The 12,662-nt window shown below is 65.3% G+C and carries 12 protein-coding genes; 8 read left to right on the top strand and 4 right to left on the bottom strand.

Features of this window, described 5'->3' with window-relative positions; genetic code table 11:
* Positions 1 to 3: 3 nt before the first annotated feature.
* Together QA642_RS32330 and QA642_RS32325 are read right to left on the bottom strand one after the other, a co-directional pair.
* On the bottom strand, positions 4 to 1,083 hold the full coding sequence (locus QA642_RS32330) for a maleylacetate reductase (protein WP_283080494.1): 1,080 nt from the start codon (positions 1,081 to 1,083) through the stop codon (positions 4 to 6).
* Entirely contained in the window at positions 1,080 to 1,403 is a 324-nt protein-coding gene (locus tag QA642_RS32325) for a Dabb family protein (RefSeq protein WP_283080493.1), read from the bottom strand. Before QA642_RS32325 ends, QA642_RS32330 begins: the two co-directional genes overlap by 4 nt.
* 107 nt (positions 1,404 to 1,510) lie before the next feature.
* Between QA642_RS32325 and QA642_RS32320 the strand changes: the two genes are divergently transcribed.
* From QA642_RS32320 to QA642_RS32300, 5 genes are all read left to right on the top strand, one after another.
* Entirely contained in the window at positions 1,511 to 2,434 is a 924-nt protein-coding gene (locus tag QA642_RS32320; protein ID WP_235547646.1) for a LysR family transcriptional regulator, read from the top strand.
* A gap of 13 nt (positions 2,435 to 2,447) precedes the next feature.
* Positions 2,448 to 3,893 carry a xylulokinase gene (gene xylB, locus QA642_RS32315; protein ID WP_283080492.1) on the top strand — a complete coding sequence of 482 codons (1,446 nt, stop codon included), beginning with the start codon at positions 2,448 to 2,450 and terminating at the stop codon, positions 3,891 to 3,893.
* A 131-nt stretch (positions 3,894 to 4,024) separates the two neighbouring features.
* A complete protein-coding gene (locus tag QA642_RS32310) occupies positions 4,025 to 5,548 on the top strand; it encodes a sugar ABC transporter ATP-binding protein (protein WP_283080491.1) in 1,524 nt (507 codons plus the stop codon).
* Positions 5,541 to 6,581, top strand: a complete 1,041-nt coding sequence (locus QA642_RS32305; RefSeq protein ID WP_283080490.1) for a ribose ABC transporter permease — start codon at positions 5,541 to 5,543, stop codon at positions 6,579 to 6,581. The genes QA642_RS32310 and QA642_RS32305 overlap by 8 nt, the downstream gene beginning before the upstream one ends.
* A 66-nt stretch (positions 6,582 to 6,647) precedes the next feature.
* Positions 6,648 to 7,595: an ABC transporter substrate-binding protein gene (locus QA642_RS32300; protein ID WP_283080489.1), complete on the top strand. Its 948-nt coding sequence runs from the start codon at positions 6,648 to 6,650 to the stop codon at positions 7,593 to 7,595.
* Positions 7,596 to 7,674: 79 nt separating this feature from the next.
* Here QA642_RS32300 and QA642_RS32295 read toward each other — a convergent pair whose 3' ends face one another.
* Both QA642_RS32295 and QA642_RS32290 read right to left on the bottom strand, forming a co-directional pair.
* Positions 7,675 to 8,889 (bottom strand): MFS transporter, encoded by a 1,215-nt coding sequence (locus tag QA642_RS32295; RefSeq protein ID WP_283080488.1) that lies wholly within the window; start codon positions 8,887 to 8,889, stop codon positions 7,675 to 7,677.
* A gap of 97 nt (positions 8,890 to 8,986) precedes the next feature.
* The gene (locus tag QA642_RS32290; protein ID WP_283080487.1) at positions 8,987 to 10,339 is read right to left on the bottom strand and encodes a glycosyltransferase; all 1,353 of its coding nucleotides are present in this window, start codon (positions 10,337 to 10,339) and stop codon (positions 8,987 to 8,989) included.
* A 569-nt stretch (positions 10,340 to 10,908) separates the two neighbouring features.
* On the opposite strand from QA642_RS32290, the gene QA642_RS32285 reads away from it, so the two are divergent.
* The 3 genes from QA642_RS32285 (at position 10,909) to QA642_RS32275 (ending at position 12,544) form a co-directional block, all read left to right on the top strand.
* Entirely contained in the window at positions 10,909 to 11,634 is a 726-nt protein-coding gene (locus tag QA642_RS32285; RefSeq protein WP_283080486.1) for a response regulator, read from the top strand.
* Between the two features lie 120 nt (positions 11,635 to 11,754).
* A complete protein-coding gene (locus tag QA642_RS32280) occupies positions 11,755 to 12,372 on the top strand; it encodes a DUF1127 domain-containing protein (RefSeq protein ID WP_283080485.1) in 618 nt (205 codons plus the stop codon).
* Entirely contained in the window at positions 12,362 to 12,544 is a 183-nt protein-coding gene (locus QA642_RS32275) for a hypothetical protein (protein ID WP_283080484.1), read from the top strand. Before QA642_RS32280 ends, QA642_RS32275 begins: the two co-directional genes overlap by 11 nt.
* Positions 12,545 to 12,662: the final 118 nt, after the last annotated feature.

The raw sequence follows: 12,662 nt of genomic DNA, 5'->3' as shown, positions 1-12,662 counted from the left end.
GCCTCACGCCGCCGCTTTGATGGTAACGGGCGGATCGCCGGCCCAGGCGCGTGCGATCAGGCCGCGGATGGCATCGCGCTCGAGCGGGCGCGGGTTCCAGTAGGCATTGGTGACGGCGAGATCGGCCGCCTTGTCGATACCGCCTTCGGGCATGCCGACATCGCGCAGCGCCAGCTTCGCACCCAACCGCTTGGCGAGGTCGTAGAGTCCTTGCGACGCGTCGGCAGCACCAATCGCGCGCGAGATGCGCGCCATCGCCTCGGGCACGGCAGGCGCATTGTAGGCGAGGGCATGCGGCAGCACGATGGTGTGGGTCTCCGCATGCGGCAGATCGAAGGTGCCGCCGAGCGTGTGGCAGAGCTTGTGATGCAGCGCCATGCCGACGGTGCCCAGACAAACGCCACACAGCCAGGCGCCATAGAGTGCTTCGGTCCGCGCCTCGCGATCGTCGCTTCTGGCGGCGATAGCGGGAAGGGCGCGGGCGAGCGCGCGGATGCCTTCCTCCGCCATCAATGAAGTCACGGGATTGGTATCGCGGGCGTACAGCGCTTCCACGGCATGCGCGATGGCGTTGATGCCTGAGGTCGCCGCGAGGCCGACCGGCAGCGTCAGGGTCAGATCGACGTCGTAGATCACCGTCTCCGGCAGTATTGCCGCATCGCGCACCGTGGTCTTCAGGCCGTTCTCGGTCTGGCCGACGATCGGCGTCATCTCCGAGCCGGCATAAGTCGTGGGGATGCAGAGCTGGTTGACGCCGGTGCGCAAGGCCAGCGCCTTGCCGAGGCCGGTGGTCGAGCCGCCGCCGAGCGAGACGACGCAATCGGCCTCGCACGCCTTCATCGCTGCGAGCGCCCGTTCCGTGACCTCGACCGGCGTATGCATGGTGGCGCCAGGAAAGATGCCGGCATAGAGCGGGCCGAGCGCGGCACCAAGACTCTTGCCCTGCGCTTCCTGCTGCGGCGTCGTCAGCACCAGCGCGCGCTTGCCGCCGAGCCGTTCGACCTCGGCTTTGGCCGAGGCCAGGGTTCCGCTGCCGAACACGACACGGCAGGGCAGGTTTTCAAAGGTGAACGAACCGATCATGCGCCGGTCCCTTTGATGGGATAATCGACCTGGAAGCGTCCGATCCGCAAGTCGCCCAGAGCCTCGCGGACGCGCAGGTGCTCCGGGTGGTTGGCATAGGCGCTGAGCGCCGCCTGGTTGGTGAACTCCGAGAACAGCACGACGTCGCAGGCGTAGTCGACCGCGCTGACGTCCACGCCGACTTCGATGTGGGTGAGGCCGTCGATCCGGCCCTTGAGGCCCTCGAACAGGGTCTTGACCTTCAGCCGGGCGGCGGAACGCTCCTCGGGGGTCTCCCCGCGCAGCCGCCACATCACGATGTGCCTGATCGGGCCCGACATTTCCTGATTTCCTCACCTGTCATTGTGCTTTGTTGGGGTCATTTTGCCTTGCAGAAAACGGAAATAAAGGCCAATCTTCGTAAGTCTCTTTTCCTCTTTTCGTAAAAATGGACCGGCTGCTCCAACTCGAAGTCTTCTCTAAAACCGCCGAGCTCGGCAGCCTGTCCAAGGCCGCCGAAATGCTGCGGATGTCGAACGCGGCTGCCAGCCGTCATCTCAGCGCGCTGGAGGAGCGGCTCGCGGTTCGCCTGATCGAGCGCAATACGCGCCGGCAATGGCTGACCGAGGCGGGGCAGGAGCTGTTGCAGCGCTGCAGTACGCTGCTGAACGAGCTCGCCGAAGCCGAGGACGCCGTCTCCGACCGCGCGCTGTCGCCGAAGGGCATGCTGCGCGTGACGTCTTCGCTGTCCTTCGCGATGATCTATCTTGCGCCGATGCTGCCGGCCTTCCGCGCGCTCTATCCGGATCTCAGCGTGCAGATCATCAGCGCCAACCGCTATCTGGACTTCATCGAAGCAGGCATCGACGTGGCGATCCGCACGCGCGAGCACGAGCCGGATTCCAACATCGTCGTCCGCCGCATCGGCCAGATGCACCGCGTGCTCGCGGCGGCGCCGTCCTATCTGGAGAAGCACGGCCGGCCGGAGCATCCGGCCGATCTCGCCCGCCACAACATGCTGATCTACAATCTTGCCAACGACCCATATTCGCTGCGGCTGAGCAAGGGCAGCACGACGCAGACAGTGCGGATCTCGCCGACGCTCGACAGCAATGACGGCCAGATCATCTGCGGCGCGGCGCGCGCAGGGCTCGGCATCCTGATCCAGCCGCTCTACATCGTGCAGAGCGATATCGCGGCCGGCCGGCTGGTGCCCGTCCTGAGGGGCTGGGAGCTGCCGCTGCTCACCATGAACATCGCCTATCAGAACCGCGTCAGGCTGCCGGCCAAGATCAGGGTCTTTTCCGACTTCCTCGTCAGCCACATCCGCGAGCATTCGGAGCCCGGGATCTGGATCGACGCGACCAAGTGAGCGGAGAGCATCCATGTATCTCGGCATTGATCTCGGCACCTCGGCGGTCAAGACCGTTCTCGTCGACGATGCCCAGCGCGTGATCGCAAGCGAGAGCCGGCCGCTTGCGACCGCCTCGCCACAGCCAGGCTATTGTGAGCAGGATCCCGCGCAATGGATCGATGCGACCTTCGCCACGCTGGACGCTCTGAAGGCGAGCCATGCCGGTGCGTTGGCGGCGGTCGAAGGCATCGGGCTGTCCGGCCAGATGCATGGCGCCACGCTGCTCGATGCGAGCTTGAGGCCGCTGCGGCCCTGCATCCTCTGGAACGACGGACGCGCGGCCGCGGAGTGTCGCATTCTGGAACGACGCTGGCCCGCCTTGCGTGCGACGACGGGCAACAAGGCGATGCCGGGCTTCACCGCGCCGAAGCTGCTGTGGATTGCAACGCACGAGCCCGAAACATTTGCGGCGACCAGGCTCGTTCTGCTGCCAAAGGCCTATTTGCGCCTGGTGCTCTCAGGCGAGGCCGTCGAGGACGTCTCGGATGCATCGGGATCCCTCTGGCTCGACGCCGCGCGCCGGGACTGGTCGGACGCCGCACTGGCAGCGACCGGCCTGTCGCGCGCTTACATGCCGCGCCTGGTCGAGGGATGTGCGCCCGCATCGACGCTGCGCAGCGAGCTCGCGCAGCGTTGGGGCATGCGCAGGCAGCCAGTGATCGCAGGCGGCGCGGGCGACAATCCGGCGGGCGCCGTCGGCATCGGCGCGATCCGGCCGGGAACCGCCTTTGTGTCGTTGGGAACTTCGGGGGCCTTGCTGGCGCCGACCAGCGCCATCGCCGCCAACCCGGACCGCGCGGTGCATACATTCTGTCACGCCATTCCCGGCATGTGGATTCAGGCCGGTGCGATTCTCTCGGCCGCCTCCTGTCTCGCCTGGACCGCGCGCCTGTTTGGCGCCAGCGAGGCCGAGCTGCTGGCGCCACTCGGATCGCACCCGCGGGCGCCGTCGCCGGTGAGCTTCCTGCCTTATCTCGCCGGCGAGCGGACGCCGCACGACGATCCCGTCGTCCGCGGCATGCTCGATGGCTTGAGCCATGGCACCGATCGTGGGACGATCGTGCAGGCCGTGCTCGAGGGCGTTGCCTTCGCGCTGGCCGATTGCCGCGACGTGCTCGCCGATGCCGGCATCGCGATTGGGGAGGCCGACGCCATTGGCGGTGGTTCGCGGTCCCCGTTCTGGCTCTCGGTGCTCGCGAGCGTGCTGAATGTTCCGGTCCATCGTTTTGCCGCAGGTGAAACCGGCGCGGCGTTCGGTGCGGCGAGATTGGGGCGGCTTGCTGTCACAGGCGAGGCGGTCGCCGCCGTGTGCACGCGGCCGCAGCGCATCGAGACGTTTGAACCCGACGCAAAGCTGGTCGATGCCTATGCCGAGCGGCTTCCCGCCTGGCGTGAACTGTATCGGCCGCGCCACTAGCTCGGCCGCGATGTTGCATTCCCCCTGTGTTCGGTATTGCCCTGTGCTGCGGCGTTTTGTTTAATGCGTGAACCGCGCTGACGAAACGATGGAGACGCGGGTAGGAAACGCATTGTGCGCCGGGAGGCACGATGAACGATCCGATCCTCGAGATGCGCGGGGTCTCAAAGACCTTCTTCGGCATCAAGGCGCTCCGCACGGTCGATCTGACCGTCTATGCCGGTGAAATCCATGCCTTGATGGGTGAGAACGGTGCCGGCAAGTCGACGCTGATGAAGATCCTGTCCGGCGCCTACCGGCCTGATCCCGGCGGCGAGATCCGCATCGAAGGACATCCGGTCCGGATCGAAGGTCCGCTCGGCGGCCGCGCGGCGGGCATTGCCATCATCTATCAGGAGCTTTCGCTGGCGCCCAATCTCAGTGTTGCCGAGAACATCTATCTGGGACGGGAGCTATCACATGCAGGTTTGCTGGCCCGCGGCGAGATGCGTGAGGGCGTCGGGTCCATCCTGAAGCGGCTGGGCGCGGACTTCCTGCCGTCGACGCTGGTGGCGCACCTGTCCATGGGTCAGCGGCAATTGGTCGAGATCGCCCGAGCGCTGCACGCCAGATCGAAAATCCTGATCATGGATGAGCCAACCACTTCGTTGTCGGCTGCCGAAAGCGAGCGGCTGTTCGCGCTGATCCGCCAGCTTCGCGCCGAGGGGCTCGCCATCATCTACATCTCGCATCGCATGGACGAGGTCTACGCGCTCGGCGACCGCGTCACCGTGCTGCGCGACGGCCGGCTGGTCGGCTCGCTCGACAAGCAGGACATCCGCGCCGACACCATCGTCCGCATGATGGTCGGGCGCGACGTCTCCTCGTTCTACAAGAAGGATCATGATCCGGAGGCGGGGCGGGGACATCCGGTGCTTGCGGCAATCGACATGGCCGACGGCCTGCGCGTCAAGGGATGCTCCCTGACCGTGCATGCAGGCGAGGTGGTCGGGCTCGCAGGCCTGATCGGCGCCGGCCGCACCGAGCTTGCGCATCTTATCATCGGCGCGGCGCCCAAGACCTCCGGCCGGCTCGAGTTGGAGGGACGTCCGGTCGATATCCGCACGCCGGGCGCGGCGCTCGAGGCCGGTATCGCCTATCTGACGGAAGACAGGAAGGCGCTCGGCCTGTTTCTCGACATGTCGTGCCTGGACAACATCAATCTCGCCGTGCTCGGGCGCGATGCGAAGCTCGGCTGGGTCCTGGATCGCGACAAGGCGCGCGAACGCGCCGACCGAGCTTTCGCGGGGCTCAGCATTCGCGCTGCCAATGCCGGCGTTCCCGCCGGCGGCCTGTCCGGCGGCAACCAGCAGAAGGTGTTGCTGTCGCGGCTTCTCGCCATTGCGCCGAGGGTCCTGATCCTCGACGAGCCGACGCGTGGCGTCGACGTCGGCGCCAAGTCGGAGATCTATTCGATCATCGACAATCTGGCCAAGGCCGGCACTGCGATCCTCGTCATCTCGTCCGATCTGCCTGAGATCATCGGCATCTGCGACCGCGTCGTCGTGATGCGTGCCGGGCACATCGCCGGGGAGGTCACGCGCGGCCCGAATTCGCCACTGACGCAGGAAGACATCATGGCGCTCGCCACGGGGATGGAGCATCTCGATGCCTGACAATGGTGCTTCGAAGGCCAGTCCCGCCCCGGCGACGACAAACGGCGCCGCCGCAGAGACAAAGCGCCAGCGGATGCGGATGCTGATCAGCGCGCTCGGCATGCTTCCGGTGCTGCTGATTCTCTGCATCGGCTTCCACATGCTGTCCGAGGGCCGCTTCTTCACCGGGCAAAATCTCGGCATCGTGCTGCAGCAGGCCGCGGTGAACACCGTGCTCGCAGCCGGCATGACCTTCGTCATCCTCACCGGCGGCATCGATCTCTCGGTCGGCTCGATCCTGGCGGCCTCCGCAATGGCCGGGTTGACGCTCTCCAAGCTGCCGGAGCTCGGCATGTTGTGGCTGCCGGCCGCGCTCGTCACCGGCCTTGGCTTCGGCCTCGTCAACGGCGCGCTGATTGCGCTCCTGCGACTGCCGCCCTTCATCGTCACGCTCGGCTCGCTCACCGCCGTGCGCGGCCTGGCGCGACTGCTCGGGGCCGATACGACCGTGTTCAATCCCTCCATTCCCTACGCGTTCATCGGCAATGGCTCGCTGACGCTGGTTCCCGGCGTCGCGTCGATCCCGTGGCTCTCGGTGATCGCCTTGCTCGTCATCCTGGTCTCCTGGCTGGTGCTGCGCCGGACCGTGCTCGGCGTGCACATCTATGCGGTCGGTGGCAATGAGAGCGCGGCGCGGCTTGCCGGCATCAAGGTCTGGGCCGTGCTGATCTTCGTCTACGGCGTCTCGGGACTGTTCGCGGGGCTCGGCGGCGCCATGCAGGCGGCGCGCCTCTATGCGGCCAATGGCCTGCAGCTCGGCCAGTCCTACGAGCTCGATGCCATCACCGCCGTGATTCTGGGCGGCACCTCGTTCGTCGGCGGCATCGGCTCGATCTGGGGCACGCTGGTCGGCGCGTTGATCATCGCGGCGCTGTCGAACGGCCTGATCCTGATCGGCGTCTCCGATATCTGGCAATATGTGATCAAGGGCCTCGTCATCATCGGCGCCGTGGCGCTCGACCGCTACCGCCTGCAAGGGTCGGCCAGAACGTGATGCGATGTTCCGTTGCGGCAACTGGTCTGCCGTGCCGGGGATGAAGACAGACCAGGGAGGAAGCCAATGTTGAAGACGATCACGCTCGCCGGCGCTGCCATGGCGCTCGCACTAAGCACCGCGCCGTCCTTCGCCAAGGAGCTCAAGTCGATCGGCGTCTCGCTCGGTTCGATGGGCAACCCGTTCTTCGTCGCGCTGTCGAAGGGCGCCGAGTTCGAGGCGAAGAAGACCAATCCCAATGTGAAGATCACGGCGGTCGGCTTCGAATACGATCTCGGCAAGCAGGTCACCCAGATCGACAATTTCATCGCCGCCGGCGTGGATCTGATCCTCTTGAACCCGGGCGATCCCAAGGCGATCGGCCCGGCGATCAAGAAGGCGCAGGCGGCAGGTATCGTGGTCGTCGCGGTCGACACCGCGGCCGAAGGCGCCGATGCCACCGTGACAACGAACAACGTGCAGGCCGGCGAGATCTCCTGCCAGTACATCGTCGACAAACTGGGCGGCAAGGGTGACGTCGTCATCGAGAACGGGCCGCAAGTCTCCGCCGTGATCGACCGCGTCGTCGGCTGCAAGAACGTGTTCTCGAAGAATCCCGGCATCAAGGTGCTGTCCAGCGACCAGGACGGCAAGGGCTCGCGCGAAGGCGGTCTCAACGTGGCGCAGGGCTATCTGACGCGCTTCCCCAAGATCGACGCCATCTTCGCCATCAACGACCCGCAGGCGATCGGCACCGACCTTGCCGCGCGCCAGCAGAACCGCACGGGCATTGTCATCACCGCGGTTGACGGCGCGCCCGATATCGAGGTGGCGCTGAAAGATCCGCAGTCGCCGCAGATCCAGGCCTCCGCCTCGCAGGACCCGTTCTTCATGGCGCGGCGTGCCGTGCAGGTCGGCGTCGGCATTCTCAACGGCCAGAAGCCGGCCTCCACCGTCGAGCTCCTGCCGTCCAAGCTCGTGACCAGGGACAACATCGCGGAGTACAAGGGCTGGACCTCGGATCGCTCGCAGTAAGCGCCCGCTGCCGGCACTGCTCGAAGCACGAAAGCAGTGCGGCAGTTTCGGCCGATTGTGGCCCCACGGAAATCGATGCTCACACGCTGCTCACCCAGGTCGGCCGTCCGGCCGACCTGCCAAATCGCAGATAGAGCGTCAGCGCCAGCAGCGCGGAAGCGGCCATGACGGCCGCCATCGCAAGCGCGGTACGTCCGTCAAAGAGCAGTGCGACCAAGCCGCTGGCGATCGCGCCGGCGGTCATCTGAACGGTGCCAGCCGCGGCACCGACCGCGCCGGCGATGTCGGGCAAGGGCTGCATCGTCGCATTCATGAGGTTGGGCAAGCTGAGCCCGAAGGACAGCGCCACGACCATCAGCAGGGCGGCGACGAGGGCAGGCGGGCTCCAGCCGGCCAGCGTCGTCACGAGCATCGTGCCTGCGGCGGCAAACGACAGCACGAGACCGACCGTCAGAACGTCCGCTGGCGCGAAACCCTGTCGGCTCAGCCGGCCGTCGAGGAACGCGCCGAACATCACCGCCGCCGAACAGGCGCTGAAGATCAGGCCATATTGCTTCGGCTGCAAGCCGACGACGCCAATGAAGTACAGCGAAGAGCCCGTGACATAGGCAAACACGGCCGAGCCCGCAGCGGCGCCGATCAGGATGAAGGCGAGCGAAACCGGGTGCGTGACGATCCGGAGATAGTCCTTGAAGACCGCAGAAGCGCCAAGGCGACGTTCGGCGACGGTCTTCGCACTTTCGGCCATTCCCCACAGCACGACGGCGATCAGCATGACGCCGACCGCAGCCTGACATGCATAGATCAGCCGCCATCCGCCGATCGCGAGCAGCGCGGCACCTGCGGTCGGCGCAATCACGGTCACCACGTTGACGGTGACCACGATACCGCCGATCTTCGCGCGCGCGGACGCCTCGTCAAACAGGTCGCGGATGATCGCATAAGTCGTCGTCGTGCTGGCCGCGCCCACGCCCTGGACCGCGCGGCATAGCAGCAGCATCGGCAGCGATTGCGCTGCCGCGCAGGCGAGGCTTGCGATCACGAACAGCGCCAGGCCGAACACGACGACGGGCTTGCGGCCGACCCGGTCGGAGATCGGTCCGTAGATGAGCGGCGCCATCGCAAGGCTCAGCATGAAGGCGCTCATCGTCAGGCCAACATGTGAGGGGCTTGCTCCCAGCGCAGCGCCGGTCGCGGCCAGCGCCGGAAGGTTGATGTCGATGCCGGAATAGGGCACGGCCGCGAGGAGGCCGAGCAGAACCGTAAAGGCGGCGGAAGCGGGCTGGATCTTCATGGCCCTTCACATGCGATGGAGTTGTGGGAAGGAGGGGAGGGGACGATCCCCTCCTTCCCCGGGCGGAGGTCGAAAGGTCAGATGACGTCAGCGCGCGTCAGCTCACCTGGCGATGTGCCGACCTCCGGCCTGCCTCGATCGCGCCGGCCTGCTGCGTCTCGTCCTCATCGGTGACGAGGCGCTTGATGATCCGCAGGACCGCCGATCGGGTGCCGATGCTGGTGAACTCGTCGGCCATGCGCGAGGCACGCATGCGATAGGCGGGACGATCGAGCACGGTGCGCACCGCCTCGCGCAGCGCTTCGGGCGTCGGCTCGTTGGTGGCCAGATTGATGCCGACGCCGGACCACGCCACGCGCGCATTGACGTCGGCCTTGTCCTCCGTCATGCCCGCCGTGACCAGCGGGATGCCGAAGCTCATGGCCTGGTTGACGCTGCCATAGCCGCCGTTGGTGACGAGCACGTCGACGCGCGGCAGCAACCATTCGAACGGCAGATAGCTGGCGACCCGTGCATTGGACGGGATGGGGCCGGGGATGGCGTCAACCGGGCGGCCGCCGGCGGTCACGACAACGAGCACATCGGGCTCGTTCGCCAGCGCTTTGAGCGTCGGCACGATCAGCAGGCCGAAATTGTGATTGGCCACCGTGCCCTGGGTCACCAGCACCACCTTGCGCGAACCGTCGAGTTCGTCCGCCCATGCCGGCAAGGGGACTTGGTCTCGAATGATCGGCGGCGTGCCGACGAAATGGACCGTGGGCGGAAACCTGCGCGGAAACTCGAAGCTCGGTACCGACAGCTGCATATAGGTATCGGCGAGCTCGATGACGGAATGGAAGAGCGGCCGCGTCACCGGCCGGACGCCGAAGGGCTTCAATACCCTGTTCAGGCTGCGCAGCACGGGCAGATCGACGTTGGCGTCGTACTCGTCTGCGATGACGGCGTATTGCCGGCGCTGCTCCTCGGTCGTCGCAGGCGGCAAGCCGAGAAAGTTCGGCGCGCCGTCGTCTCGCGTCCAGTGCGGGAACGACGTCCCGCACAGCGCGATCGGCGGCCGCGCCTCACGCGGGCCGAGCAGCATCGGCAGCACGCCGAAGAACATGTCGTCGCCGATGATGATGTCGGCCTGGAAGTGCTCCAGCGACTCGTAGAGGCCCTGGTTCTGCGCCGGGACGGCGTCGACGAAGATGCGTTCGCAGGCGAGGCGCAGCCATTCGGGCCCCGGCGCGATGGTCTTCAACTCCGGGACCACCGACAGAATGTCGCGCAGGTCGAAGTCGGCGCCCTTGGGAAGGGCGAAGAATCTCGCGCCGCTGGCCTCGACGCGGGCGCGAAACACCGTCCCTGTCAGGAAAGCGATCTCGTGTCCGTCGGCGATGAGGATGTTGGCGATCGCCAGCATCGGATTGAGATGGCCGGTCGCAGGCGTCGAAGCGAAGAGAACTTTCATGTGGTCGATCCTCTGATTGTCAATCGGCGGTCTGATGCCGCTCGATGAGCAGAGGAGAAATGTCGGGACGGCCGTTACCGGAAAACTTCGTGGCGGGCGCGAAATGGTTACGGCAGCAACGGATCGTGGCTTTGTAGAGATGCGGGCGGCTCGGAGAGCCGCGCCATGTTACAAATGTAACTGTCGCCGGCTGTGCTGAAACGAAGCTGTAATTCGGCGTGCGATCTGGAAAATCCGCATCGCCTCGATGAGGCGACGCGTTCGCTAAAGTAGTAAATGGCTGGGATCACAAGTCTTCACGTCTAGGAGATTCCGCGGAATACGACGGAAAAATGACCAAGTTCGCGGTAAGGATCGCGAACGTTATTGTTCGTCATCAGTACATATCTAGATACGTCGTCGGCAAATGGTCTTTCTTTTCGAACGATCCAAATCGTCGTCGGCGGATAGAGTGCCTGATTTTCCGCTTCAGCCGGAGCAAGCAGTCGATTGCGTGTTCAAGCCGGGACATTGCGTAGCCAACGCGATTGGCTCGAGGCAAGTTCCGGGGCAAGTTTGAGAGATCAAATATGTTGGCAGACGTCGGCCATATCATAGTCGTCGATGACGACCCCACCCTACGGCAGATGGTGATCAAATATCTGGAAGAGCACAACGTCCCGAGCAGGGCCGCATCCACCCGGGCCGAACTGCACCGACATCTGGAAGGAGCGCAGCCCAGCCTGATCATTCTCGATCTGCGGCTGGGGCAGGACGACGGCCTGGACATGCTCAGGGAAATTCGTGCGCAGTCCGACGTGCCGGTCATCATCACGACCGGGCACCGGCCCGACGAAATCGACCGTATCGTCGGTCTCGAGCTCGGCGCCGACGACTACATCATCAAGCCATTCAGCCTGAGGGAGCTGCTGGCGCGGGTCCGCGCCGTGTTGCGCCGTCAGGAGATGGGGCGGGCCGCGCGCGCCCGCGATCCGGAACGCGGCGGCTATCGCTTCAACGGCTGGAAGCTCGAACGCCGCGGCCGCAGGCTGCTGGATGCAAACAACGATCAGGTTCCCCTGAGCAAGGGCGAATATGCGCTGCTGCTGGCGTTCCTCGAAGCACCGCAGCGCCCGCTGACCCGCGAGCATCTGCTCCAGGCGACCCGCATCCACGAAGACATTTTTGACCGCAGCATCGATGTTCAGGTGCTGCGGCTGCGGCGCAAGCTCGAGACCGATCCGAGCGCGCCGCGCATCATCCAGACCGAGCGCGGCGTCGGTTACGTCTTCACCCTTCCGGTAGAACCGTTCTAATCGCGGCGCGAACGGCGCCGCGAGGCTGCGTCTGTAACCTTTTTCCCCGTGACGGTGACTGTCGCGTAACAGGGCGGCTTCAAGGTCACTCCTGCAAACATCGCGCAGGAGAATCGTCCCATGCTGGATCCGCAGCTCTCTTCAAACGTGAACCGGATCGTTCGGCCGCCTCGCATGCAGATCGGCGGCATTGCGCCGCTTGATCTGTCGAACGATCGGGACAGCAAGCGCGTTCGCGCCACGCCGCCGGCCATGTCGAATGACCCGACGCCGCTGGCTGTAGCACCATTCGTGGAGATGGATCGTCCGGCCACCACCTGGTGGTCGACGGCGCTTGAGTTCTTCATGGAAGGCTTTGCCGTCTATGGCGCGGCGCTGCATCCGAGCGCGGCTTTCTCGGTCGAAGAGGCGTCGGTTTCTGCAAATGCGCACCAGGCGCGTTTCGCTGGCAGTCGCGATCCCGCTGTGGCGCACGAACAGCGCGCCTCTCAATATTTGAACGGTTCTAATGTCATCGCACCTGAGCTCGGCGCGTGGATAGAGCAGCACGACCGCGGAGACTGGCTAGCCGGGCTCGGTGAGAAGATCGTGGCGTTGTGGACGCACTGGCGCAGGGAACAGGAGATCAGGCGGGCCGTCAGGGCGCTGGCGGAATACGACGACCGGACCTTGCGGGATATAGGCATCCAGGGCCGGGCGGACATTGAACGGATGGTGAGGTACTGTCGTGATTGCTGATGCGATTTTCTGCGCGATCGCCGGCCTGGACTACTATCACGTGGTCGTCCTGGCCCTCATCGCGCGCGGCCTTGAGGCCGGCCGGATACCGTGCGGCTGGGCGAGACAGTTCGTCTACGCGGCGACGAGGGGCGGCCGCATCGATCAAGAAGACTTGAAGGTTGCAGGCTAATTCGGCCAGAACCGTGGATTGCTGAAATGCATGACAACAACTACCTGACGGGCAGTGTTTGGATTTGCCCAGAATCGATTGTTGCGTAAATTGGTGCGGCGGCGAGCTCTCGTCGCGA

Source organism: Bradyrhizobium sp. CB2312 (assembly GCF_029714425.1).
Lineage (GTDB): Bacteria > Pseudomonadota > Alphaproteobacteria > Rhizobiales > Xanthobacteraceae > Bradyrhizobium.
The sequence above is the reverse complement of the archived record's forward strand: the minus strand, read 5'-3'. Positions and strand labels throughout refer to the sequence as shown.